This is a genomic window from Vagococcus lutrae (assembly GCF_023299185.1).
GTDB lineage: Bacteria > Bacillota > Bacilli > Lactobacillales > Vagococcaceae > Vagococcus_A > Vagococcus_A lutrae.
Genome location: NZ_CP097017.1, coordinates 1,190,302 through 1,214,681 on the forward strand (window position 1 = coordinate 1,190,302; position 24,380 = coordinate 1,214,681).

At 38.1% G+C, this 24,380-nt stretch carries 20 protein-coding genes, 1 pseudogene and 1 riboswitch; of the genes and pseudogenes, 3 read left to right on the forward strand and 18 right to left on the reverse strand.

Annotated elements, in window-relative coordinates; translation table 11 throughout:
* Window positions 1–65 precede the first annotated feature (65 nt).
* Window positions 66–1,007, reverse strand: a complete 942-nt coding sequence (locus M2919_RS05690) for an L-threonine 3-dehydrogenase (RefSeq protein ID WP_248848350.1) — start codon at window positions 1,005–1,007, stop codon at window positions 66–68.
* A 19-nt stretch (window positions 1,008–1,026) separates the two neighbouring features.
* Entirely contained in the window at window positions 1,027–2,214 is a 1,188-nt protein-coding gene (locus tag M2919_RS05695) for a glycine C-acetyltransferase (RefSeq protein ID WP_248848351.1), read from the reverse strand.
* 246 nt (window positions 2,215–2,460) lie between these two features.
* Between M2919_RS05695 and M2919_RS05700 the strand changes: the two genes are divergently transcribed.
* Window positions 2,461–3,318, forward strand: a complete 858-nt coding sequence (locus M2919_RS05700; RefSeq protein WP_248848352.1) for a helix-turn-helix domain-containing protein — start codon at window positions 2,461–2,463, stop codon at window positions 3,316–3,318.
* Window positions 3,319–3,347: 29 nt separating this feature from the next.
* Here M2919_RS05700 and M2919_RS05705 read toward each other — a convergent pair whose 3' ends face one another.
* From M2919_RS05705 to M2919_RS05720, 4 genes are read right to left on the reverse strand one after another with little or no spacing between them, the layout of a single operon-like run.
* Window positions 3,348–4,337, reverse strand: a complete 990-nt coding sequence (locus tag M2919_RS05705; RefSeq protein WP_248848353.1) for a DUF3324 domain-containing protein — start codon at window positions 4,335–4,337, stop codon at window positions 3,348–3,350.
* A gap of 54 nt (window positions 4,338–4,391) precedes the next feature.
* Entirely contained in the window at window positions 4,392–5,240 is an 849-nt protein-coding gene (locus M2919_RS05710) for a WxL domain-containing protein (RefSeq protein WP_248848354.1), read from the reverse strand.
* Complete coding sequence (locus tag M2919_RS05715) at window positions 5,221–5,592, reverse strand: LPXTG cell wall anchor domain-containing protein (RefSeq protein ID WP_248848355.1); 372 nt, start codon at window positions 5,590–5,592, stop codon at window positions 5,221–5,223. The genes M2919_RS05710 and M2919_RS05715 overlap by 20 nt, the downstream gene beginning before the upstream one ends.
* Entirely contained in the window at window positions 5,589–8,528 is a 2,940-nt protein-coding gene (locus M2919_RS05720; RefSeq protein ID WP_248848356.1) for a lectin-like domain-containing protein, read from the reverse strand. Before M2919_RS05720 ends, M2919_RS05715 begins: the two co-directional genes overlap by 4 nt.
* A 235-nt stretch (window positions 8,529–8,763) precedes the next feature.
* Between M2919_RS05720 and M2919_RS05725 the strand changes: the two genes are divergently transcribed.
* Window positions 8,764–9,660 carry a mechanosensitive ion channel family protein gene (locus M2919_RS05725; RefSeq protein WP_248848357.1) on the forward strand — a complete coding sequence of 299 codons (897 nt, stop codon included), beginning with the start codon at window positions 8,764–8,766 and terminating at the stop codon, window positions 9,658–9,660.
* Between the two features lie 15 nt (window positions 9,661–9,675).
* Here M2919_RS05725 and M2919_RS05730 read toward each other — a convergent pair whose 3' ends face one another.
* From M2919_RS05730 to M2919_RS05780, 11 genes and pseudogenes are all read right to left on the reverse strand, one after another.
* Entirely contained in the window at window positions 9,676–10,785 is a 1,110-nt protein-coding gene (locus M2919_RS05730) for an anaerobic sulfatase maturase (RefSeq protein WP_248848358.1), read from the reverse strand.
* A gap of 11 nt (window positions 10,786–10,796) precedes the next feature.
* Window positions 10,797–12,416, reverse strand: coding sequence for a sulfatase family protein (locus tag M2919_RS05735; protein WP_248848359.1), 1,620 nt, complete (start codon window positions 12,414–12,416; stop codon window positions 10,797–10,799).
* Between the two features lie 16 nt (window positions 12,417–12,432).
* A complete protein-coding gene (locus tag M2919_RS05740; RefSeq protein WP_222317066.1) occupies window positions 12,433–13,695 on the reverse strand; it encodes a PTS transporter subunit IIC in 1,263 nt (420 codons plus the stop codon).
* Between the two features lie 141 nt (window positions 13,696–13,836).
* On the reverse strand, window positions 13,837–15,132 hold the full coding sequence (locus M2919_RS05745) for a glycoside hydrolase family 32 protein (protein WP_420857184.1): 1,296 nt from the start codon (window positions 15,130–15,132) through the stop codon (window positions 13,837–13,839).
* Window positions 15,113–16,501, reverse strand: a pseudogene (locus tag M2919_RS05750) (sucrose-specific PTS transporter subunit IIBC); the annotation flags it as partial. The pseudogene M2919_RS05750 and the gene M2919_RS05745, both read right to left, overlap by 20 nt.
* A 78-nt stretch (window positions 16,502–16,579) precedes the next feature.
* On the reverse strand, window positions 16,580–17,569 hold the full coding sequence (locus M2919_RS05755) for a LacI family DNA-binding transcriptional regulator (protein WP_248848362.1): 990 nt from the start codon (window positions 17,567–17,569) through the stop codon (window positions 16,580–16,582).
* A 150-nt stretch (window positions 17,570–17,719) separates the two neighbouring features.
* Window positions 17,720–18,328 (reverse strand): flavin reductase family protein, encoded by a 609-nt coding sequence (locus M2919_RS05760; protein WP_248848363.1) that lies wholly within the window; start codon window positions 18,326–18,328, stop codon window positions 17,720–17,722.
* Between the two features lie 61 nt (window positions 18,329–18,389).
* Window positions 18,390–19,820, reverse strand: a complete 1,431-nt coding sequence (locus tag M2919_RS05765; RefSeq protein ID WP_248848364.1) for a PTS transporter subunit EIIC — start codon at window positions 19,818–19,820, stop codon at window positions 18,390–18,392.
* A 154-nt stretch (window positions 19,821–19,974) separates the two neighbouring features.
* Entirely contained in the window at window positions 19,975–21,300 is a 1,326-nt protein-coding gene (locus M2919_RS05770; protein WP_248848365.1) for a nucleobase:cation symporter-2 family protein, read from the reverse strand.
* Window positions 21,293–21,883: a xanthine phosphoribosyltransferase gene (locus M2919_RS05775; protein WP_023606756.1), complete on the reverse strand. Its 591-nt coding sequence runs from the start codon at window positions 21,881–21,883 to the stop codon at window positions 21,293–21,295. Before M2919_RS05775 ends, M2919_RS05770 begins: the two co-directional genes overlap by 8 nt.
* An 87-nt stretch (window positions 21,884–21,970) precedes the next feature.
* Window positions 21,971–22,068: riboswitch (purine riboswitch) on the reverse strand.
* A gap of 80 nt (window positions 22,069–22,148) precedes the next feature.
* Window positions 22,149–22,502, reverse strand: coding sequence for a winged helix-turn-helix transcriptional regulator (locus tag M2919_RS05780; RefSeq protein WP_200859844.1), 354 nt, complete (start codon window positions 22,500–22,502; stop codon window positions 22,149–22,151).
* A gap of 125 nt (window positions 22,503–22,627) precedes the next feature.
* Here M2919_RS05780 and M2919_RS05785 point away from each other — a divergent pair, with 125 nt between their 5' ends.
* Window positions 22,628–23,254: an NAD(P)-dependent oxidoreductase gene (locus M2919_RS05785; RefSeq protein ID WP_248848366.1), complete on the forward strand. Its 627-nt coding sequence runs from the start codon at window positions 22,628–22,630 to the stop codon at window positions 23,252–23,254.
* A 55-nt stretch (window positions 23,255–23,309) separates the two neighbouring features.
* On the opposite strand, the gene M2919_RS05790 is transcribed toward M2919_RS05785, so the two are convergent.
* Window positions 23,310–24,365, reverse strand: coding sequence for a VanZ family protein (locus M2919_RS05790; RefSeq protein ID WP_248848367.1), 1,056 nt, complete (start codon window positions 24,363–24,365; stop codon window positions 23,310–23,312).
* Window positions 24,366–24,380 lie beyond the last annotated feature (15 nt).

The window sequence follows — 24,380 nt, forward strand, 5'->3', positions numbered from 1 at the left end:
TTTTCTTAACTCTGGACTGATGATACTGTGTATATAAAAAAGCAAGGGATTCCCCTTGCTTTTTTTTAAATCTTCACATTTTCCAACATATCCGCCACCATGGCGTCTATATCATAATGACAGTTGAAGCCCCATTCATCACGTGCACACGTCGCATCTAAGGAATTTGGCCAACTATTGGCAATCTTTTGCAACATCGGATTGACCTCATAACTAATGGTAAACTCAGGACGCACCTTTTGGATGGCTTGTGCTAACATCTCTGGCGTAAAGCTCATCGCTGTCACATTATAAGCGTTGCGATGTTGTAACTTCTCGCCATCCGCTTCAAGCAAATCAATAATCAACTGAATCGCATCTGGCATATACATCATATCCAACCACGTATCTTTAGCTAATGGACAGGTATAGTGATTGTGCCGTAATGCTTCGTAAAATATTTCAACCGCATAGTCCGTTGTTCCACCACCTGGAGGGGTTAAATAAGAAATTAACCCTGGAAAACGCACCGCACGCGTATCTACGCCAAATTTTTGATGATAGTAGTCGCATAACAATTCACCTGCTACTTTGTTAATCCCATACATAGTCGTAGGACGTTGAATCGTCACTTGTGGTGTTTGATCTTTTGGTGTATCTGGACCAAATGCTCCAATCGAACTTGGCGTGAAAAATAATGCCTGACATTCACGAGCGACTTCTAAAGCATTTAATAAGCCTCCCATATTCACTTGCCATGCCAGTTGAGGATTCCCTTCAGCAACAGCTGAAAGAAGGGCTGCTAAATGAATGACTGTATCTACTTGATACTCACGAGCTATCGCTAAAAACCGCTCGTAATCTAAGACATCCAAGACCTCAAAAGGACCTTCTGTCACAATATCAGACGTTTCATCTGCTTCAAGACTCGTTGCGATGACATTCTCTACCCCATATTTTTGACGTAACGCACGCGTTAATTCAGAACCTATTTGACCTAATGCCCCTGTAATCAGTATTTTTTCCAAAATAAATGTCCCCTTTAGATTAGATTAGGTTAAAATCTTTCCCTACTTTTTCATACACCGCTAAAGCATCATCTAGCATTGATTTTGTGTGTGCCGCTGTCGGCATATTACGAACGCGAGCTGTCCCTCTTGGTACGGTTGGGAACACAATCGATTTCACATAAACCCCTTCTTCGTAGAGTCGTTTACTAAAATCTTGAGCGGCTTGTTCATCTCCAATAATTACCGGCGTGATGGGTGTTTCTGTAATCCCTGTTTCAAAACCAAGTGCCTCTAGTTTTTCTTTAAAATAACGCGCATTTTCCCACAGTTTTTCATTCAACTCAGGATGCTCGTCTATACGACGCAAAGCTGCGGTTGCTGCTGCTGCATCGGCTGGTGTGACGGCAGTCGAAAAAAGAAACGGACGCGAACGGACTTTCAACCAATCGATCAACGCTTGGCTTCCAGCAACATAACCACCTACAACGCCTACTGCTTTTGATAAGGTTCCAATTTGGAATTCTACTTCTTTTTCTAAACCAAAATGTTTTACCGTTCCATGCCCTTTACCTAAAACACCAGAACCATGTGCGTCATCCACATATACCATCATGTCAAACTCTTTCGCAATCTCCACAATTTCTGGTAACTTTGCAATGTCTCCATCCATTGAAAAGACACCATCTGTAATGAACATAGCTTTTTTATAAAGACCCGACTCTCTGACTTCTTGAGCTTTTTGACGTAAATCGGCCATATCCGAATGTTTCACACGAACAATCTTCGCACCTGATAAACGACAGCCGTCAATAATAGACGCATGATTTAGTTCATCTGATAAAATCACGTCTCCTTTACCCATCACAGCTGAAATAGCTGCCATATTACAATTAAATCCTGATTGATACGCAATGGCTGCTTCGGTTCCTTTAAACTTCGCTAGCTCTTGCTCTAACTCTAAATGCAAGTCAAGCGTCCCATTAATCGTGCGGACGGCCCCTGCACCCACTCCCCATTCATCAATCGCTTCTTTTGCTACTGCTTTTAGCGATGAGTCTGTTGCCAGTCCTAGATAGTTATTGGAAGACAAGTTAATTAACTCTTTCTCTCCAATTTGAATCATCGGCCCATTGGGACTGGATAGCGGCTCGATTTCATTGTACATACCGTTATCTTTCAGCTCTGCTAATCCTTCAGCTAAAAATTGTTCTAATTCTTTACTCATTTAATAATAGCCTCCTTCTTTCTGCTCAGTTTACCCCATTCCTATTGTAACAAATTTTAATCAAAGTGTAAGGGGTCACCCGTCATTCTGTTGCTTTTTTAATCACATTGAAATAATTTGTTATCAATTTAGTCATTTCTATGTTTTATAACATTCTTACTTTATTATTGTTTGATATTACTAGAAAAATAAGTTAAAATAATACTATTCTAATTGATGATGTCCAAAAAATAGGAGGGAAAATCGGTGAATCGCTACACATACGGCACTAAATTAAAGAAAATACGTAAGCATCAGCATCTATCTCAAAAAGAACTAGCACATGATATTTGTTCGCAAGCGATGCTAAGCCGCATTGAAAACAACGACGTTATTCCTAATGTTGTTATCATGCAACAACTCTGTCACCGTTTAAATGTTTCATTAGATGATATCGTTTCTTCTGACGATACCACTTTCATACATAGTAAAAACCAAACTAAAGATGTTTTAAAACAAATGCGTTATTTACATCAAACACAACAATACCACCAATTGCTAAGTATTATAGAAAATTTTAACCCTAAAAAATCTCTAAAGACCGATGATGAGTTGCAAATTTTTTATTACTATTACGCCTGTGCTTTATCCTATTTGGAACAAAAAGCACCGGAAGAAATACTCGAAATGTTCCAAAAGAGTCTGAAATACACCTTTAGTCATGACAAAGACTTCGTGACAGACATGGAAGTCCTTATTCTATGTGAAATAGGTAAAACATACTTAGCAATGGATAAAACAGAAATGGGCGTGTCTAATTTATCTCGCTCTTTCACTTTTTTACAACAACATTCACGTAAACGTTTAAATATCGAATTGGTACGTGTTTTTTACACGATTGGCTTATCTTACACACGCTATCAAGAGTACGACCTTGCTTTAACCATTATTAATCAAGGAATCTCTTGGGCGCAAGAACGACAAGTAACGTATTACTTAGATGAGCTTTTCTTATTAAAAGGAATTGTCATGCAAGATCCAAGTAAAATAGATGAGGCTTTTCAATACCTTGCAGCTTTTAAAGAATTTCGTAATCAAGCCTTAGAAATGGAAATACATAAATAAAAAAGATCTGGCATAATGGCCAGATCTTTTTATTTTTCTTCTGTTTGATGACGTCGTCTCCATAGTAACACTGCCACTAATAAGACAAGTAAAATGATGATTATAATTAAAATAGGGATAAGATAGTTAGGTTTTTCAACACTAATAGAGTCACGATTAAGTTCTTTTGCACGTTCTTTTGTAATCGTAAAAGGCTCATCCCATTCCCAATCCCCATAAGGTGAATGAATTTTAATATGGGCAGTATAATCCCCCGCTTGATAAGCATCTTTTCCCATTTCTAAATCATAGATGAACATGTTATTAGGCGCAAACGTAACATCTTCAAGATGACCTTCATATAAAACCTTTTTTTCATCTCGTCGCGTGACGGATACTTTATAATCAGCTTCTGGTAAGACGTGTCGAATAGGATTTTTCACACTGATTTCGAGAGCATTACGACCGTTAGTCAGCTCTGGTTTAACCCCTCCTTTTTCTAAGCGAGCTTCTAGATTCGTCTCATCTTGGATAATTAAAAGTGGGATACTGTAAGAAAAGACATTTTTGATCATGTCATCCGTATCTTTAGCTTCTTGTTCCAGCAAGAGTCCACCTAAGACAACTCCTGAAAAAGGCTCTTTCGGCAATGTTATCGGAACCTCCACGACTTTTTCTTCTTGTGGGTCTAATGAATAAGATTCTTTAAACTTAGCCCATTGTGATGCTGCAAAGTCTGGATCTAAGACCTCACGTGTTCCCGTATATGTCATAATCCCTTGTCCGTTTGTCATTGCATCGTGTACTTGTGCGACTACTTTAATCGGTTCATTTGCTTCGTTGCGAATACGCACGCGTGCTACGACTGTTTCGCCTGGTTCTCCTTTTAATTTAATATCACTTGTCGACTCATCCATCTTTCCCTTAGAACTTTCAACTGTCGGAGTAAAGTTCATACGATTTTCATCTGCGAGTACCGACATCATATTTCCCGCAAAAAACACTACCATCGTGATGATTGCTAGATAATATCGTTTCATAGTAGCTCCTTTCATTTTTTCATACGAAAAAACGAGGCCGTAACCTCGTTTTGTCTATTTAGCAACAGGTAATAATCCTTTTGTATCACTTGAAACAGTAGATGATAGCTCCCAGTTCAATGTTGCTTGATAAGTAGCTTTGCGGATTTTTTTGACTTGACTAGCTGGTATTGTCAAGGTCACTTCTGACGTTCTACTGTCTTCTGAGGACTCTTCATCTGTATATGGTTCAGAATTTCTTTCCATTGCCAGTGACCATGTCCCTCGTGGGTTTTGTTTATTTTCAGCGTTGATTAATGTTTGTTGTGTACCAAATTCAATCTTTTGCACTTTTTCAAATTTAACACCATTATAATTTTCTTCATATGCCAGTTGAGCTATGCCATCATTTAAAATTCTTCCTGGTGTAAACTTAATTTGTGAACCTTCTAGCTGATTTTCAACACCAACTTCTTTAGTCTCTTTTTTTTCAAGAGCGCTAGCAGTAACGTCTAGTTTCCAATTAGCATCATCTAATCCACGTAGGTCAGACACTTGGACAAAGTAATGCATAGAGTTTCCGTTTTCGTTCACATAATGTGTCGCAGGAATAACAAAATCTCCTCCGCCTTTAATCTCGTTCTTACCAAAATTAAAGTGCGGTGCCCAGTCTATACGAAGAGCACCTATACCGCCTTCTTGTCCGCCTGGACTTTCTGGGTCTGTTGGGTTTGTAGGATTTCCAGGTTCAACTGGGTCAACTGGTGTTGTCTCTCCCTCATCATTTGCTGTAAATTGCACGTTAGCTTTTGTCTCTACTACATTAGCAGGTTTTTGAGTTTCTTCTTCTGCTTTTACAATAGGAGCTGCGATGCTTCCTAAGATAGTGCTAGCGATTAATAAATTAGCAGTTAATTTTTTCATTCGTTTCAATCTCCTTTGATTGTTTTTTTCTATATTTTTTTATTAAAAAGAATAAGGCAATACACATTATTCCAATGATGCTATACAAAGATGAGCGTTGCTCATTCAATTGAGGGAGGCGTCCCTTTCCTGGTGGTAACTTACCTGGAGGCGTCGAACATTGTGGTGCGTGAGGTGGACAGACGATTGGCAAATCTGGATTGGATGGCGGACAGATACAACCATCATTTAAAAAAGTAACGCCCACTTCTGTTGTCACAGCTTGACTTTCTTGTCCGAAACTCCCACAGCTCAAGCAAATTAATCCGACACTAAGCACGTAGTAAATCACTTTCCTGTACGTTCTTGTCATGGTGCCTCCTCCTCTCGTGCTTTAGGCAAGGTCACACGAGGTAAGTTACTTGTTTTAGGTGACAAATTCCAAGAAACTGTGGCGTGATAGCTATCTTTAACTCTCGCCCAAGTTGAGGCGTCTTCCATGTATAATTCAATAGGTAAGAATACGTTAGAATTTCTAGGCTGTTTCCCGTCAATCTCTAAGCACGTAGATTTATTGTTACCGTCATTCCATATATAAGTATCGTTTTGAAGTATCATTCCTGCTATTTTTAATTGTAAACGTTGCTCTCCCTGCTCTTCATTTTGCTTCTTAAATGGCGAAGCTTTTACCTCTACTTGCCAACCATCCTGTGCAAAACGCTGATCAGTCACTGTGACAGTCGCCCCCTCAGTTGAAAGAGCGCTCTGTTTTTTCTGACTACTTATCTTAGGTCGATAATCTAACCCACCCTCAGACTTAATCTCTAAAGCACCATCGCTAACTATCAAACGAAAGTCAGTATATGGTTTGGGCCCTTTATTATAGGTTGCTCTCAGTCCATACTCTCCTGGATGATACGTAACACGATCCAGTCCTGATATTATCAAATCCTTTACCCACTCATCTTTAGGAATACTTCCTAATTGCCATTCGTCATCGTTTTTAATCTTCTCGATAATCAGAGTTTCTAACTCATTAGGGTGAATAAGGGTACGGTCTTTTAAAACTTGAGCTTTCTGTAAATGAATTGCTTCTTTTATCAAGTCTCTCGATTCTATCTCAATAGCATTTCCTGTTATCTTGCCATCAAATGGCTTGACTGTATATTTTACTTGATTGGTCAAAAGTTGGCGTGAAGTCGATTGATCTTCGTACGTCCCACCAATTACCACATTGTCTTGTAAAGTAGTGTCTTCATCTAAAGTAAAATCTTGGTCAACAATAAATGGTACTTCGATTTTTACACGAGTCGGATAGCCGTCACCTGGACCGATTGCTTGAAAGTTTTCAATATGCAACTTACCGGTGGTATCTTCATAGCTTAAATTTTCAACCGGTAATACTTGCCCAACATTCTCTTCTCCTGGTCCAGGTTTTTGATTTTCATATGTAATCTTGACATCTTCTGTCTTCACACTTTGAGCAATCTTGTCATTAAAAGAAGCATCAAACACTAAATTACGAATGGATTGCTTTCCTTCTTCCGGAAAGTCAATCATATACTGATACTTTAGCTTATCACCAGATTCAACTGACAAGTTTGTCGTATTAGGGTTAATCTCATTAACAGAAACATCTTGACCTTCGTCTTCTTTCAGCACATCTTGAGTGACTGTTGGTGCACCTAAATCAGGTAACTCCGTAAAAACGACCGCTTGAACAGAAGATTGCTTTCCTGTCGCTCCTGTTAATCCCCAGTAAACGTAAGGATTGTCTCCTGTTAACTCCGTTTCATCCTTATAAAGCTCATAATCATCACTTGGATCGCGCGTTACTCCTAAACGATTTAACTCTAAAGAATGCTTATCATGATGATTCTTTAACTCATTTGTTGCTTGCTCATTCTTATCTTCATAAAATTCATACGTTTTCTTATCAAACGTATACGATAAGCGATACGAGTATTTAGACCTTTGACCCTTTGGAATTCCACCAAAACAAACGTCTTTCTCAGTATCTACTTCTATACGCTCATAATCTAAGCTAAAATCATGCCACGCTCCATCTGCGGGTGACTTGTCTAATGTTAAAAACCTATTATTGTCTGTACTCGATCCATTTTTACGTTTGCTAAAACGCTCGTGAAATAAAGAATAGTCCTTAGTACCCATATCTGTGTAACTACTCATTAAATTGGGATAATACATACTCATATGATACTCTGGATGTGGTTTATTTTTACCTTGAAAATTATACTTATCCGATTCATTCTTCCCATCATTATTCAGATGAGTATCGAACTCTATGGAAAAACTATTTTTAATAACCCCATCTTCCCAAGGTTTTTTGCCTTTAAAATTCCCCATCGCACCAAGAGATTGACCATCGTGTCCGATAGCTTTTCCTTTACGCGGATCATTGTGCATCGTAAACGTGATACCATCTGCGGCATCTTTCCCTTTATTTCCAAGGTACACTTTCATCTTCAGGTGGAATGAGCGTCGCAGATCAATACGATATCCCTCTTCCGACCAAATCGCCCCTGCTTGACCTCCATCTTTGTCATCCGTAATAATGACGACATCGGTATTATTAGCGCCGTTTGTTACAACCTGTGCATTATTATTATTATTATTATTCGTATCTGCTTTTTGCATCAAGTCATATAGCCGAAGCCCTTTCGGTGCGCTTTCAATAACTTCTTTTACTGGTTTTTCTTTCAGAGATGTTTCTTTTCGCGAGTCAGCTTCTTCCGTCTGATCACTTGTTTCTACCCCTGCCGTCTCTTCACTTACTTCTTCAGAAGAGTCTGTCGTAGTAGGATCTTTTGTATCGACCGTTTCTTCGATGGTTTCTTTAATTGATTCTTCGCTTATTTCCTTTGTCGCGTCTGTTTCCTCTGTACCCTCCACATCTTTTGGGACTTCTGTTTTGGTACGTGCCACAAACTGTTCATATAGTGAGGCATGGTCATCCTTTACAGAGGTGAGCCATTTCTCGTATAGAACTGCATCGGTATTCTTAAACAAACGTGCTGTTTCTTGTGACGGTTTCTTTAGTACGTCTACTAACGTTATCGCCTGCAGGTATATCTCACTGTCTTCAGCACTTTCTTCTTTGACTTTTTGAAGTAACCACTCGATAGAGGCGTAATGCCGTCCTTGATTATAATCGGCTAGCTCCTTTTGCCACTCACTAGATACTCCTTGTGCCTGTACCCATTGTATTCCTACTTTTGCTGTAGGCAGACTAGCATTTAGCAGCATACTGCTTGCAATAAACAACGATAACCACTTTTTCCGTTTCATCATTGCCTCCTGACAAATAACTATTTAGTTATTTTTATTTACATTGATTAAATAACATAATAATATAAAAATATGATTATCGTCAATTCTTTTATTATAATTATTTTAAATGAGTTAAAAATAAAATATAATAATATTTTAAGGTATATTTTGATTATTATACTAATTCTTTAACGCTGGCACTTATATTGTTTTATTACAAATACCAAAATTAATTTTAAAAGGAGTTATCATTATGTACATACTTAAAAGTGACGTCTTAAATTCTACTTATAATCGAATAAAAAATGATTTTATGATTGCCTTAAACGGGATAAAATGGGAAGAGATTATCGTCTCAACTTTACATAAACTTATCACGTTAGGTTTATTAATCCTTGTATATTTTTCCTTAAAAAAAGGAGGGTTGTATTTTATTAAAAATACCATTAGCGATCAAAATATTGCCAAGCGTCATCATAAAGGCCGAGTAAAAACCATGCATTCACTTGTTTCCAATATCTATCGGTATTTATTAGGATTTTTTCTTATTTATGGCGTGTTATCTACTTTTGATGTACCAGTTAATTCTATTTTAGCTGGGGCTGGGATTGCCGGAGCGGCGATTGGTTTAGGATCACAGAGTCTAATTAAAGATGTGATCACAGGACTCTTTATTTTAATTGAAAAACAAATCAACGTAGGTGACTATATTCGTCTACAAGATGAAATTGAAGGCACAGTGATTTCCATTGGTATTCGTAGTATGCAAATTCGGTCGGATAATGGCACAGCTATTTTCATCCCGAATGGATCGATTGATATCGTAAAAAACCTTTCACTTTATGACCGACGTGTCACTATTGATGTCCGGATTCTCCCCAACAGTGATATCCATCGTATCGAACAAATTATGGAAGACGTCAACGAACTACTTCAACACAAAGATGACCGAATCTCTCAAAAGCCGAAAGTCTTAGGAGTAACGGATAAGGGTGTCGGTAATTTATTTATTCGCAGTGTCGTATACACGGATGTGTTTGACCAAAAACAAATACGTCGTGATTTTTTAGGTGCATATATTGATGCCATTCACTCAGAAGGAATAGAATTGCCTAGTTTTACTTTTTCTGATTTACATACAGACGATTAAAAAACCGTTTCTTGCTTAAGCAAGAAACGGTTTTTCTGTCACTTTTAACAAATCCTCAAGATAGTGAGTTAAAAAATCTTGATAACCACAATGACTATCTGTTTCATCTACATACATAGCATCATTAAGGCGTTTACAACCACCACGACACATTTTATAAAAAGGACAGCGTTGACACATCTTAGAGAGTGTTCGTTTTTCTGTCAAAAACGCCTGTGCGGGAACACTTTCAAATAGTTCACGTAAAGGCTGTTCCGTGATATTCCCTAACTTCCATTCATCCAAAACATAAAAGTCACACGGGTAAACACTCCCATCAGCTTCAATCACATATTGAATTTGACATTGACCTAACATTCCACATGCGCACATACGGCCTGCCTTTAACAACGTCACTAAATCATCAAAAAATTTCACACTGATGTAGTTCCCTTTTTGCCATTCCTTTTTCCATAATGGATAAAACCCTTTATAAAAATGAGCAAACCCTTCAGGTGTCAAAATAAAAGGATTTTCTTTTCCTTTATCCAGATCATCCAAACATGGAATAAACTGAATATGTCGGATGTTTTCTCGCTGAATAAAACGAAAAACTTTTTGAGGATGACGTGCAGCCTGAGCAGTTAAAACAGATAAAATATTATAGGGTACGTCATAACTGTCCAAGTACCTCTTAGCTTGCATGACACGAGAAAAAGTGCCTCTCCCTTTCGTATCAATGCGATGATGATCGTGTAACTCTTTAAGTGGATCAAGAGATAAACCGATAAGAAAGTCATGTTCTTTAAAAAAACGAACAAAACGTTCATTTAGAAGCGTTCCATTGGTTTGTAAAGTATAGTGAACGCGACAAACGGGTGTCTGTTTCTTCACTTCCTCAACAAAATGGCGATAATACATTAATCCCGCTAAAGTCGGCTCGCCACCTTGAAAAGCAAAGGTCACTTCATCTCCCTCGTCTAAATCTTGATAAATATTCGCAATCATTTTTTCCATCGTTGCTTGCTTCATCCGTCCAAAACTTTTTACCGATCGATGTGCACTGACATCAGCGTAAAAGCAATATTGACACTGAATGTTGCAAGCGGATGAGGCTGGTTTTATTAAAACTGTGATATGTTTCATCTCTTACGATCCTACTTCTCTTGATAATCCTGATTTATCTCTGCTACATAGGCTTCATAATCAGGCATCCAGGCTAACTGATGCCATTCAAATGTTGGCGGATTAGCAGCATTTTTTTGTATCGGTCCAGGCGTTGAGCGGCCATTTTTAACAATGGCTGTCATTTCATCAATCAAGTTAGCGACAATTTCAGGATGCCCATCAATGACATTATGATGTTCCCACGGATCGCTTTCTAAATGATACAGTTGCGCCGGCTGAAAAGCCTCTGGGTTATTAATCTCTGGCACTTTTGACCCCTCATCTGCCGTACACTCTAATTTCCAAGGACCTTTGCGGATAGAAAACGCACCGTTTGCTGAGGTAACAATTAAGGTTTCACGTCCCGTTTGCTCAGGTTCTTGTAATAAATCTAACATTGATTGAGAGTCAAGTGCTTCATCACTATGAAGTTCATAACCGATAAGATCTGCAAAAGTACGATAAAAATCAGTATGAGCGACTAGTCCCTGACAGAAACTGTTAGCTGGAATATAGTTAGGATACGTCATAATAGTTGGCTCTCGATGTCCACCTTCCCAAATATCAAATTTTTCTCCACGAAAATGGGCACTTGGATTATGTCCCTGTGCTAATAAATGCGGAAAATCCGCAACAGCACTTGCGCCATTGTCACTCGTAAAGACGACCATTGTATCTTCATCAATCCCTAACTCTGCTAATTTATCTTGAATTTCTCCGACATAGGCATCTAATTGTAAAATAATGTCCCCATAAGGGCCAATGCCTGATTTTCCTGCAAATGGTTTATCTGGCAATATCGGTCCATGTGCAATATGAACAGGATAATAAATAAAGAATGGCTCTTCTGTATGGCTATAATTTTCCATTAACTCTAGCACCTTATCTTGCATTTGTCTTGGTAAAGCAGTGTGATCATAACTAGGTGCAATCACTCCATTTTGCCACTCTTGTTGATGGATACCACTTTGACGTTCAATATTAGGAATACCGCTCACATAAGTTGGCTCTTCTAAAACACGATCATTTTCAATAATGACGTAGGGTGGCTGGTCAATCGATGCGGGTGTTCCGTAAAAATAATCAAAACCTTTAGTCAACGGTCCATCTTCAATCGCCTGGCTATAGTCGATGTCAAGTCCTTCCATATCGTACATTCCTGATAAGATATTAAAATCGCCGTCGCGTCCCATTTGTTGCTCTGGATCGTGATAGTCATTAGCATCTAGTCCATATGCCTCAAAATCTTTTTCTTCTTTTAATTTCCAACCTAGACCTAAATGCCATTTCCCTACCACAGCGGTGTGGTATCCCATTCCTTTAAACATATCTGCCATTGTTTTTTGTTCATTTTCAATTAATGGTAATGAGTCCCCTGGTAATACATAGCTTTTAAGAGGGGAACGCCAACTATAATTCCCCGTTAATAAGCCATAACGCGATGGCGTACAAAGTGCTGAAATAGAATGAGAATCTTCAAAACGCATACCTCTTTCTGCTAAACGGTCTAGCTGAGTCGTATTAATCTGAGATTGCTGATTAAAGCACGATAAATCTCCCACTCCGACATCATCTACAAAAATAAACACGACATTTGGTTTTTTAACCATTAAAATCCCTCCTAATTTATAAACCGAATAAACGGCCGATGATTTTAATCAGTGCAGCGACTAAGACAATATCTGGATAGCCAAGTGTCAATCCTGTTAAATCGAGTTGATTAAGTGCCAACAAATAATACGCTAAAATACCGGTCAACGATAAGCAGATACTGGTTATGACTGCTGCTACCACCGCTCCAATCCAACCACCTCGTCGATTACCAAAGACACCCGAAACACCTCCAACAAAAAACAAGGCGGTAACAGATGGTAAGATGACGATTCCTAATGCTCTTGTCAACAACAAGGTAATAACACTGGTAATAAAAGCAACAATAAATCCTAGTAACAACGCATTTTCTCCGTAAGGCATAAAGATTGGAACCCCTACGGAAGCTTTAGCACCCGGTACCATTCGTTCGCTAATCCCTTTAAACGCTGGAACTAATTCTTGAACGAATAATTTCACTCCGTACAAAATCAATGTGACGCCGGCTGTAAACTCTAGTGCTGTCGCAATCGAAAAAATAATCGGATGAATATGTTGAGAAATCTCCATCATTTCATCATGTTTTACAAAAAAAGAAGTGATCGTGAAGATAACACTCATTACCAAAGCCATCGTCACAGAACGGTTTTTTAGAAAGGCCAAGCTCTCTGGAAATGGTATTTCCTCAGCATCTGCAGAGTTTTTCCCTATTTTACCCCCAACGGCACTGGAAAAAGCAATTAAACTACTTCCAGGAAAAGCTAAACCAAGGGGCTCTTTCTCTCTAGTGACCGCTTTTACTGACCGATAGCTAATAGCTGGAAAGATCACACTATACAAGCCCTGCACAAGACCTCCCACCAAAATAATCCAACCAAGCGACAAATCTAACTGTTTTAAAGCGAGAGCAAAAACAGCTGCAGAAGTAAATAACATGTTTCCTGTTAAATAAATAAACTTTAAAGGCGTTAAACGAGCAAACACTAAATTCATCACAAATCCAACAACTAAAATGAGCGCCGTTTCTTTACCTAGCGCCATTTGAATAAATTGTGAGACAGCATTATCCTCCAACATTAAACCCGTCAATCCAAAAGCCTTGTCAAACATCTCCGAAAAAGGAGTTAGACTATTGACCACTACCATTGAGCCTATCTGTAATACCATAAAACCTAGAATCGTTTGTACAGTACTTTCAATACGCTCTGACCAAGATTTGCCTAATAAACTTGTTCCAACTAAGATAATCAGCCCCATAATGAACTCTGGGAATAAAAACACGTCGATAATGAATGACACAATGATTCCTCCTTTCTATCATTTTAGTTATTTTTTTAAAATATTATCATCTTTATTTTATTTTGTAAAAGGATAACTTCTTGTCTTTGGCTCATTATTTAAAGAGAAAAAAACGTAAGATCCGCAGATCTTACGTTTTGATTAAGTGTATTTTATAGACATATTGTTGTTATTTGTAAAAAACTTAAAGGTCGCCATAGCATCACCATCATTGATGTAAAGTTCACCAATACTTTTGTCGATTGTTATTAAAAGTTCAACTATCTTTCCACGATAAACGACACGATACTCAGGTTCTTTTGTATACCAATTTTGACGCTCTAGTGTTAAAGTCTGATCACGATAAGAGAGTTGCCAACCTTCACTTACCAATTGCCATTCTTCTTTCTGTGGCATAATGCAAATGGCTCCACTGCACTGCGGAATGACCACACATGAATTTTTTTCTTCGGACAGTGTTTTAAGTTGATCGGGAATAACTGGTAAAGCAACCAAACGCTTATCTTTTTCTTTTAGCAAACGCGCTGCTGTCAGGGTGTGTACCCAACCTTTTGCTATCGTCGGAATCGCTGATTCTTCTTCAGGCGTTGGGACTCCCGCCCATCCAAACATAATGGACTCATTATGTGGGCCTTTAAACACTTGAGGAGCATAAAAATCAAAGCCTTTATCTAACTCTTCTAACGGTGTAAAGGGCGTAAAACAACCTGTTTCTTCATCAAAGCGTCCCGCATAATATGTCGTAGAAAAAACATTGCGAAAACGTTCTGCTTCTTTTGGTAACCCTTGTGGAGAGAAGATAAAATAATCATATTCGTCCAATCTCACTAGATTAGGACACTCCCACATGTAGCTATCTAAAGACACTGAAGGGACGGTTTCACCCATTAACTTCCATGTATGTAAGTCGTCAGATTGATACGTCAACGTCGTCCCACGCAAATCATTTGTCTGCGCACCTAGCAACATGTAGTAACGACCATTCGTGCCTTGAAACACTTGAGGATCACGTACATGACGTGTATAGCCCTCCGGATGAGGTAATATCGGTCCTTGTTTTACAAGATGATACCCATCTGTCGAAGTCGCCAAACATTGATAACTTGATTTCGAGCCATCTTCTTCAATCACTGTACCAGTATAAAAAAGATATAGGCAATCATCTTTTACAAATGACCCACCTGAGTAACAACCGTCTTTATCGTACCATTCACTTGGAACGAGCGGAATATCTTCTTCCGACCAAGTCAACAAGTCTGAACTCGTGCGATGTCCCCACGCTTTAAAATGATGCGTCGTATCACGAAAATTATATTGATAGTAAACGTGATACTTCCCTTTAAAATAGACTAAACCGTTAGGGTCATTTAACAATCCCTGTTCTGGATAGACATGCCACTGTGGACGGTCCAGATTACGATACTGCATGAGCCTCATCCTTAAAGCCAAACATATACGTTAAAGCAAAGGCAACCGCAATCGCAACACCATTGGCTAATAAATAACCAAATAATTGACCATTTAAGTAAAGCAGGGTTCCTGGAATAACAGTCACAGACATCCCTGTTCCTGCTAACTGTAAGATAGAGGCAATAAAGCCACCTGCAGCGCCACCCACTAACGCCATGAAGAAAGGTTTCACGTAACGTAAGTTAACACCAAAAATAGCGGGTTCAGTAATTCCTAAAAAGGCAGAAACTGCAGATGAAAAGGAAAGTGTTTTTAACGTCTTAGACTTTGTCTTCATTCCAACTGCTAGTGCAGCACCACCTTGAGCGGCAACAGAACAGGTAATAATCGCATTATACGGATTGGCACCTGTATTCGCTAATAGTTGGACTTCTAAAAAATTAAAGATGTGATGAACACCTGTTACAACAATTAATTGATTAAAGAAACCTAAAATGATACCAGCTAAACCAAAAGGCAAAGCTAAAACAATTTCAGCAGCGTTTAAAATGACTGTTTCAAGCGAGTGAAAAACAGGCCCTATTGCAAATAATCCTAAAGCACTCATCACTAGTAACGTCACAAAAGGAGTCAGTAATAAGTCTAGCGTTTCTGGTACCACTTGACGGACTTTCTTTTCAAGCTTAGCTCCTAAAAGTCCGACGATAAAGGCAGGTAAAACTGTCCCTTGATAACCTACTACAGGGATAAAACCAAACATAATCGGGGCTGCATCACCTGCTGCTACTGCGTAAGCATTTGGTAAAGCAGGGTTCACTAACATTAACCCTAAAACAATCCCAATCACTGGGGAACCACCGAATACTTTAAACGTAGACCACGCGACTAAAGCCGGTAAAAAAGCAAACGCAGTATCTGTCAAAATCTGTGTAAACATTATAAAGTTACTATTAATATGATCAGGCGTCATGCCAAAAACAGCTAAAATCTGTTCTTGCATTAACAATCCGCGTAATCCCATAAAAAGTCCAGTTGCGACTAAGACAGGAATGATAGGAACAAATACGTCACCAAATGTCCGAATCATTTTTTTCCACGCAGGTTGCTCGTCTTCTGTTTGTTCTTTTAAATCAGCCTGAGAGGCTGTCGAAACATGTAACTGATTAAATTCATCATAGACCTTATTAACGGTACCGGTACCTAAAATAATTTGAAACTGTCCAGAGTTGAAAAAAGACCCTTTAACTTTTGGTAATTCATTGATTTTCTCTTCTTGTATTTTATCCTTTTCATACACAACAATTCTTAAACGCGTTGCACAATGTGCCACGGATTTAATATTTTCTTGTCCACCAACATACGTCACAATTTGCTTTGCAATTTCACGATTCTCCATTTTCTTCTCCTTTAAAAACGTATTTTTAAAACCGGTTCCATTTTATTGTAAACGCATTTATAGCGTTTGTCCAGTCTTTTAATGTTTAATTGTTGATTCTCTTACTTCTAAATGACAATCTACAACGACCGGACTTGAAATCGGTTCCTTATTGATAACATCTAATAATTGATGGGCAGCTAAATCCCCTGCTTTTTGAAAATCATAATGAATCGTTGTTAAACTTGGATGAACAGCTTCGCCCATCGCATAACCACCAAACCCAGAGATTGACAAGTCTGTTGGCACTTCTATTCCTAATTGGCGGGCAGCTTTTAAAACGCCTAGTGCAATATTATCTGTTGCACAAATAGCATACGTCGCTTGCGTACTTAACAGAGCTCGCATACCTGTTTGATAGGCATTTTCTATAGAAAAACCTGTTTTCACTTCTTCCACTTTCGTTCCAGATTGAAGACCGTCTATAACTCCTTGACGTCTTGAAACTCCGACTGCCTTATCTTCTGCTGTCACCCCAAAGTATAAAACGTTTTGGTGACCCATACGTGAAACGTATTGCCCGATTTGACGTCCCGCCTCATAATCATTGTATATCACATAAGGAATATCTCGCGCCTCTTGACCTAAGACGACCACCGGGATAGCGATTCTTTCTATCACATCAAGGTGTTCTTCTGTTATCACCCTGCCGTAAAAGATAATTCCTGCAACATTTTGCTGTCCAAATGTTTTTAACGCTTGAATTTCTCTCTGACTGTCCTGATATGTATTCACAATCAACGTCGTATACCCTTTTTCTTCGCAATAAAGGTCAATCCCTTTTAACGACTCATGTACGGAATATGACGTCAAACGTGGGACGACAACCCCAATAATATTACTTTGTTTTGCTTTCAAGCTTTGCGCAAACATATTGGGTTGATAATCGTACTCGTCGATAATAATTTCTAGTTTTTGACGCGTCTTTTTTCCTACCGATCCACCGTTTAAATAACGTGAAACCGTGCTTTTAGAAACACCTGCTAAATCAGCTATATCTTGTATAGTTAAATACTGTTTATTTTTCATATTCGTCGCTCTTTCTCATCTTATCTTTTCTTTATCATACCACCCTTTTTATCCGAGGACAGCTAAAATCCTATTTTGAAAATAAAAAACTACTTTTAATTTCTAGAGAACAGGCTTGGTTTGTTCTTTAAAATTAAAAGTAGTAGGACATTATTCTGGTCGAGCGATACTAAATAATTTACCAATCTCAGCGTAGTTATCTCCAGCTAAACGGCTTACGGCTCCTAACGTTTTAGGATTAATACGACCCGCTTCATAAATCGTCTCATCAAGATGATAGGCTTTAATTTCTAGTAAAAAGAAATCGGCTGTTACACTCTCCTCTTTTTTGACTGGAACGTACTCTAAAACAGTCGTTTCGTAACGCGCTTTCGCTGGTTTAACTGCAGGTACTCGGACAACATCTGAAGGAATTGTTTCAAAATTTGAAACAGTCAATTCACTCATCTCAGCAGGTAAAGTCGCTGCTGTCTTATTAGCTTCAGCCACGTTTTCTTGATCAACAATATGGAGAACCGCTTCCTTCGTTGCTAGCAAATGACGCGCCGTGTCTTTCATCTCTCCATTCATGCGTTGGACAGATAGCGATAAAACAGGCGGATTGGAACTGACAACATTAAAAAAACTAAAGGGGGCCAAATTGACAAGGCCGTCTTCAGATTGCGTCGTGACTAACGCAATCGGGCGTGGAATAACAGAACCTACAAGTAGTTTGTAATTATCTTGAGTGCTTAAATCTTCTGGTTTTAATGTAATCATTTGTTTGCTCCTTTATTTCGAATTCGAATCAATTGTAAGATATTCTAGAAAAAAGGTCGATTTATTTGCTTTCACTTACGGGTTTTATGGATACAAAATAGCTACCTACAAAGGCAATAATACCTGCTATAAAAATTGCTAGTATACGTCCATAGAAATCCACTCCAATACCCATCTGTGGATGGATTGAAGCTGCTAAAGAAAACAATCCAAAACCTGTCACTGTATAAGTTTTAACTTGTAGCCACCCTAAAATCATACCCGAACTAGCAGAAGCTAACGTTGAAACAAAAAAAACTTTTTTCCGTGGTAACACAATCCCATATAGACTCGGCTCAATAATTCCAAATAAACTAGCTATTAATGCTGGAATCCCAATACTATTTAATTCTGAAGATTTCTCTTTTAGCAAAACACCAGCAACAGCAGCGGATTGTGCCATCCAAGTTCCTGTCATCAATACAAGAACAGGATCATAACCTAATACTCCTAAATTTAATAACCCCACAGGTAAAAGAGCCCAATGTAATCCCATAACAACTAACCATTGCCAAATACCACCTAACACTAAACCAGCCAACACTGGATGCCACTCATACAATTTCGTTAAAATAAGAGCAACACCATTACCTAACACCGTTAATAGAGGACCTAAGAATAAAAAAGTTAAAAATAACACGAGAATAAGTGTGAGAAATGGTACGAGAAAAGACTGTAAAAGTCGTGGAGTACGGATTTCAAAAAATGGGTAGATCTTAGAAGCTAACCAGATTGCACCGATTGGCGGTAAAATGCTATGCGCGTATTGTGGCAAAACTAACGGTATACCTAATAATTTAAAATAAATTGGTAATTCAGCTACCGTTTCTTTGAATAAAACTATAAGAGGCTCATAGGACTCTAAGACGGCAGGTACTAACGTAGGATAGACGAAAGCCAAGCCAATGACAGCTGCTGTTCCCAACGGAACTTTAAAGCGTTTGCTCGCAGATAAACTTATCAAAACTGGTAAAAAATAAAAAACGGTATCTGACATTGCATATAGAAGCAAAAAAAGCCCGCTCTCTTGAGTTATCCATCCGAACACAACACTAACCGATAGTAACCCTTTTAATAAACCACTAGCTGTTAAAATCCCAATCAATGGAGCAAATAAGCTTGAAATAGTCATCATGATTGTAGCCAAAAATGATTGTGATGATTGTTTATTATTTTTTATCGGAACCACTAAACTTCTATCTTCATACTGTAGCTCGGTCATCTTTTTTATTAATGCTTGATAAACCTTTTCAACATGTGTACCTATTACCAATTGTACCTGTCCACCTTTAACGAACGACTCGATAATAGCTGGTTCTTGACGCAATTTATCTAAATCAACTATTTCAATCAACTCAACTGAGATTCTTAGTCTTGTGGTACAATGGGTCACTTCTATGATATTATCTATGCCACCTAATAACAAAAGCCATTGTTCATAATTATTCTGCATCACCTATTTCACCCCTTTATTTTTATTATCTCAAGTGAATACATCTCGTCCATTTTAATCGATATTTTTTAAAAAAGATAGCTTTTTTGTTTTTATATGGTTAATTGTATAAAAAAGAGACTAGAACGTGGGGAGTTCTAGTCTCTTTCATTCTCTAGTGATTTGGTATGTTTACTTCTGGTTCTATCACAGGTTGCGAAATTTCTTTATCCTCAAAGCCAAAACAGAGGGCATTTAATACAACAGCAGTCAAACTACTAATGACAATTCCGTTTCCAGTAAACATTTGCACGGTTTCAGGCAATTGTTGGAAAAGTTCTGGAATCATGTTAAAACCTAAACCAAAACCGATTGAAATCGTCATAATTAATAGATTTCTCTCGTCGTTTAAATCATTTTTCGCTAACATTTTCATCCCTTGAATCGCGACCATACCGAACATGACTAACATGCCTCCGCCTAAAACAGGTTCTGGAATGATTTGCGCTAAAGCACCAACCTTCGGAAATAGGCCGAGAATCATTAAAAAGATAGCAGAAAAGAAAATAGGCTGACGGGTTTTGACACCAGATAATTGAACTAAGCCGACATTTTGCGAAAATGCTGTATAAGGAAATGTATTAAATATACCGCCTAGCAACACAGCCAATCCTTCAGCACGATAACCACGTTTTAAATCATCTTCAGTCATCTTACGGTCTAAAATATCGCCTAGCGCAAAGTAAACACCTGTCGACTCCACCATGCTCACGATTGAAATAATCACCATTAACACTATAGGCATTAAATCAAATGTCGGTTTGCCAAAGTAAAAAGGCTGTGGCATATGAAAAACCGGTGCTTGACTCACTGCCGACAAGTTCACTTGTCCTAAAAAGCTCGCAAGCAACGTTCCGCCGAGTAAGCCAACTAAAACACTGACTGAACGTAAAAATCCTTTCGCAAACAATTGAACCCCTACAATCAAGGCAATAGTCGTAAAGGCAAGAAACAGTGATGTACTACTACCAAAATTAGCAGCAGAAGGGTCGCCCCCACCCATTTTACTAATCGCTACCGGAATAAGTGTTAAACCAATAACAGTAATGACAATACCTGTAACCATCGGTGGAAATAATTTTTTGATTTTAGAAAAGAAACCAGCAATCAAGAAAACTACAACGCCTGATGCCATAATCGCACCATACATGGAGCCTACCCCATGACTATTACCAATTAAAATTAAAGGGGCAACTGCTTGAATCGCACAACCTAACACAACCGGTAAACCGATACCAAAGACTTTATTCACGACTAACTGCAGTAATGTTGCGACACCACACATGAAAATATCAATCGAAATTAAATAGGTCATTTGTTCTTGATTAAATCCTAAACCGGCACCTATTAATAACGGTACGGCTACAGCTCCGGCATACATCGCTAATAAATGTTGTAAACCTAAAACAGCATTTTGTTGCGTTGCTCGTCTTTTATCCATGGATAGTCTCCTTTTCTACAAAAGTAATCTCACCGTTATCTAATGACGCAATACGTGCTTGAGAATAAACATGAATACCCGCGTCTTCTAAAAGTTGACGTCCGCTTTGGAAGGACTTCTCAATCACGATACCTAAACCGGCAACGTTTGCTCCAGCTTGTTGACAAAGCTCTATCAACCCTTTAGCTGCTTGACCATTGGCTAGAAAGTCATCAATGATTAGGACTGTATCTTCTTCTGTTAAAAGATGACGTGAAATCGAAATATCACTTGTCACTTGTTTCGTAAACGAATAGACACTTGATGTTAACAATTCATCACTTAATGTTAAACTTTTAGATTTTCGTGCATAAATCATTGGTACGTCAAGTGACAATGCTGTAAAGACAGCAGGTGTAATACCGGAAGCTTCTAGTGTTACGACTTTCGTAATCTTTTCCTCCGCAAAATAATTCGCAAAATCTTGACCTATAGCGGCCATGAGCTGAGGATCTACTTGATGTGTTAAAAAACGGTCTACCTTCAAAACCCCTTGACCTAACACAGTACCTTCTTTTAAAATTTTCTCTTGCAGCTGTTTCATGTTAATCTCCTTCGATATTTTTCCCTTATTATCGACAAAAAACGTACACCTTTTTTGACTACAAGCAAAAAAAGGCGTACGTTTATTCACACGCTTATTTTAACTTATAGTCTGATATTTACGGTATCAGGTAGAGACTGTCGACCTTATTTCGACGATATATAAGTGAAATTATATTTAATTGATACTGTCATTATGAACCATTTTTTATGAAAAAGCAATAGAAAACGACATGAAAAACTTTAATAAACAAACATTTTTGATTTTACACATGTAAATCATTCGTTTTTAACTTTCTTTCTATTTTATAATATTCTCCCCATTCGTGCATCGTCGCTAAAACAGGAGCTAGTGTTTCCCCTAACTCACTTAAACGATAGTCAACACGAAGTGGTACTTCTGGATAAACCTTACGAATAATCAAACCATCTTTTTCTAGTTCACGTAAATTTTGTGTTAATACTTTTTGGGAGATAGGTGCTAATGACTTTTTTAATTCTCCAAAACGTTGTGTCTTTTCTAATAAGTCACGAATAATCAAAAATTTCCATTTATTACCAATCAATTGTAATGTTAGCTCAACTGGGCACTCTTCTGAAGGTAGCAGTATAATCCTCACCCCTCTCTTTACTATTAGTTACTTTTAAGAAACTAACACACAATAAAGTGCGTACTTTACAACAAATATAAAAAACGATATGGTTATTATATACTTACAAAAAGTAAATAAAAGGAGCGGATAACATGAAAATAGCGGTCATTGGAGCAAACGGTAAAGTCGGAAGTCTAATCACGAATGAGTTAGTGGAAAAAAACTTAGAGGTTACGGCAATCGTTCGCCATTCACATGAAACAAAGGCTCAACATACCATATTGAAAGATCTATTTCAGTTAACAGCAGAAGATTTAAAACCTTTTGACACGATTGTTTTAGCTACTGGTTTTTGGACACCTGAAACACTACCACTACATACTTCGTCTTTAAAACATCTTCATGATTTACTACGTAAAACAGGAGGGTATCTCTTGGTAGTCGGCGGAGCTGGAAGTTTATACGTTGATGAAAGCCGTCAACAACAGCTCAAGGATACACCTGACTTCCCCTCAGATTATTTCCCTTTGGCTACTGCAATGGGAGATGGCCTAGCCTATCTAGAGATGCATAATGACTTCAAATGGACGTACCTAAGTCCCGCAGCAAACTTTGATGCAGAAGGTGCTAAGTCTGGTCATTATGTTTTTGGAGAAGACCTTTTAGTGACAGATGAAAATGGTAATAGCTACATTAGCTATGCTGACTATGCCAAAGCCATGGTCGAACTTGTCCTAGAGAACCAACCACAGCAGAAGCGTCTATCAGTTAGAGGCTAAATTATAAGTTTCACTCGTCTATTTGATTGTCTAGCAAATAGACGAGATTTTTTCTCTATTTTTTAGGCACTAAGATCAGGTGGCTCCATCGATCATAAAATAGTTGTTCTTTCTTTCGGACGACTTGGCTAAGCAAAATGATCAAGAAAATTAATTGAATCATTAAAGCCGCCACATTTATGCCCTGTCCAAAGGAAAAGTCGTATTCTATTAACAAAGGATTTAATTTCACAACTATCCCCATCAATAAGGCACGCTTTAAAAGTTTTGCCAAACTAAGATGACCAGTCGTCGGGCGCAGCTCTATTTTTAAAACACCTTGCCCAATTGTTTGATAAAAAATCAATGGTAAAAAAACAAAATAACTAAACCAAACTACCAAACTGATACCGTCATTTGATAGTGGGCGGCCAATAAGTTGTAACCCGCCACTTATCACTGTAACAATCAAACCAATCACTAGTGTGTCAATATAATACGCCAAAAATCGACGAAGAATGGTGACACGCTGATCTGGAATTGATAAACGTTTTTCTGGCAGTAAAGGATTCATGACTTTTCCCACACCATACCCTACCACTGCTCCTAACGTATTCGTTAATAAATCATCCACGTCAAATAGACGATACGGTCGAGAATAGATACCATACAGACCACTTAACTGTGTTAATTCAAAAAACAGACTGACACTAAATCCTAGTAACATCGTTTTCCAAAAAGATAAACGAAAGTATTTTTTTCCATAAACGCCTAACGGCAATGTTAATAAGATATTAAATAAAACAGTAAAAACACTCGTACTTTTCAGTGCGCCTATGTAAGTACGAGGATTGCTTAAAGACAAACCTGAATGTTGCTGAATATCTTCTAAAAATTTAAACGGGACGAGATTATAATACGGTGTCGTTAACTGAGCCACCTCTGCTCGCGTTGGTAGAGGTAAGATGACTAAAAAATATGCACATAACATATATAAAATAAACGAATAACCGACTAAATTTTTAATTTTGCTGACATCTCCGTGACGTCGGTATTGCAAAATAATGACCGGCACGAACGTCACATAGGCGATGATAAACGCCATAACGATCCCCGCGATAATCGGCGTCATATAAACTTCCACATC

What these genes read in the sequence shown, in the direction of transcription:
- M2919_RS05695 (WP_248848351.1), bottom strand. Translation starts at nt 2,214, where the DNA reads ATGAGTAAAGAATTAGAACAATTTTTAGCTGAAGGATTAGCAGAGCTG.
- M2919_RS05705 (WP_248848353.1), bottom strand. Translation starts at nt 4,337, where the DNA reads ATGAAACGATATTATCTAGCAATCATCACGATGGTAGTGTTTTTTGCG.
- M2919_RS05710 (WP_248848354.1), bottom strand. Translation starts at nt 5,240, where the DNA reads ATGAAAAAATTAACTGCTAATTTATTAATCGCTAGCACTATCTTAGGA.
- M2919_RS05715 (WP_248848355.1), bottom strand. Translation starts at nt 5,592, where the DNA reads ATGACAAGAACGTACAGGAAAGTGATTTACTACGTGCTTAGTGTCGGA.
- M2919_RS05720 (WP_248848356.1), bottom strand. Translation starts at nt 8,528, where the DNA reads ATGAAACGGAAAAAGTGGTTATCGTTGTTTATTGCAAGCAGTATGCTG.
- M2919_RS05725 (WP_248848357.1), top strand. Translation starts at nt 8,764, where the DNA reads ATGTACATACTTAAAAGTGACGTCTTAAATTCTACTTATAATCGAATA.
- M2919_RS05730 (WP_248848358.1), bottom strand. Translation starts at nt 10,785, where the DNA reads ATGAAACATATCACAGTTTTAATAAAACCAGCCTCATCCGCTTGCAAC.
- M2919_RS05735 (WP_248848359.1), bottom strand. Translation starts at nt 12,416, where the DNA reads ATGGTTAAAAAACCAAATGTCGTGTTTATTTTTGTAGATGATGTCGGA.
- M2919_RS05745 (WP_420857184.1), bottom strand. Translation starts at nt 15,132, where the DNA reads ATGAGGCTCATGCAGTATCGTAATCTGGACCGTCCACAGTGGCATGTC.
- M2919_RS05755 (WP_248848362.1), bottom strand. Translation starts at nt 17,569, where the DNA reads ATGAAAAATAAACAGTATTTAACTATACAAGATATAGCTGATTTAGCA.
- M2919_RS05760 (WP_248848363.1), bottom strand. Translation starts at nt 18,328, where the DNA reads ATGATTACATTAAAACCAGAAGATTTAAGCACTCAAGATAATTACAAA.
- M2919_RS05765 (WP_248848364.1), bottom strand. Translation starts at nt 19,820, where the DNA reads ATGCAGAATAATTATGAACAATGGCTTTTGTTATTAGGTGGCATAGAT.
- M2919_RS05770 (WP_248848365.1), bottom strand. Translation starts at nt 21,300, where the DNA reads ATGGATAAAAGACGAGCAACGCAACAAAATGCTGTTTTAGGTTTACAA.
- M2919_RS05775 (WP_023606756.1), bottom strand. Translation starts at nt 21,883, where the DNA reads ATGAAACAGCTGCAAGAGAAAATTTTAAAAGAAGGTACTGTGTTAGGT.
- M2919_RS05785 (WP_248848366.1), top strand. Translation starts at nt 22,628, where the DNA reads ATGAAAATAGCGGTCATTGGAGCAAACGGTAAAGTCGGAAGTCTAATC.
- M2919_RS05790 (WP_248848367.1), bottom strand. Translation starts at nt 24,365, where the DNA reads ATGACGCCGATTATCGCGGGGATCGTTATGGCGTTTATCATCGCCTAT.